Raw genomic sequence first — 590 nt, forward strand, 5'->3', positions numbered from 1 at the left:
AAAGATAATCTTGCTCATCGCCTGACCATTGCAGATGATGGCAGGTGCCATGTTCATCCCGGCAAGTTGTTCAAACATTCCTCCCCTCTGGTGCTGGTTCTTGATATCAGACATATGAGAGCGGATGAAATGACCGCTTTTAACGATCTTCTGGACCCTGATTCTCCCGGTGTTTACAGCAAACAGGCACAGCAAAAACAACCACTGGGGACACATGTGAAAATTATTGTCCTGGTTCAACGGGATCAGCTTCAAAACACGAGGCGCGCCCACTTGAATGCTCCGGGTGCTGATTTCTGGCGTCGTGTCGATCGCCCTGGCAATACGTGGAAAACTGACGACCTTGATAGAGTACAGGCTGATGACGCCATGGACGTTGATAATGGTGCATCGCTGGCAGACTATTCTGAATTCAGGCACACGGCATCTCCTCCCCTCATAGTCAATTGTCATATGCAGTATGACTGGAGACGCCTCCTCTTTGGCGGGCCAGGGGTGGATAAGGAGGGCAGAATACGCCATGTTCAAGGGGCTCTGGCAACGGCACAGCCAGGTCAGAGGATCATACTCAAGGGTGCGGACTGGTCCGA

General features: G+C 51.7%; 1 protein-coding gene. It reads left to right on the forward strand.

All coding sequences use genetic code 11. The features are described 5' to 3' along the window. Positions 1-114 precede the first annotated feature (114 nt). The coding region (locus E1189_RS03120) for a hypothetical protein (RefSeq protein ID WP_230460102.1) at positions 115-590 on the forward strand (476 nt) is incomplete at its 3' end.

Source organism: Parendozoicomonas verongulae, from assembly GCF_009711465.1.
Classification (GTDB): Bacteria; Pseudomonadota; Gammaproteobacteria; order Pseudomonadales; family Endozoicomonadaceae; genus Sansalvadorimonas; species Sansalvadorimonas verongulae.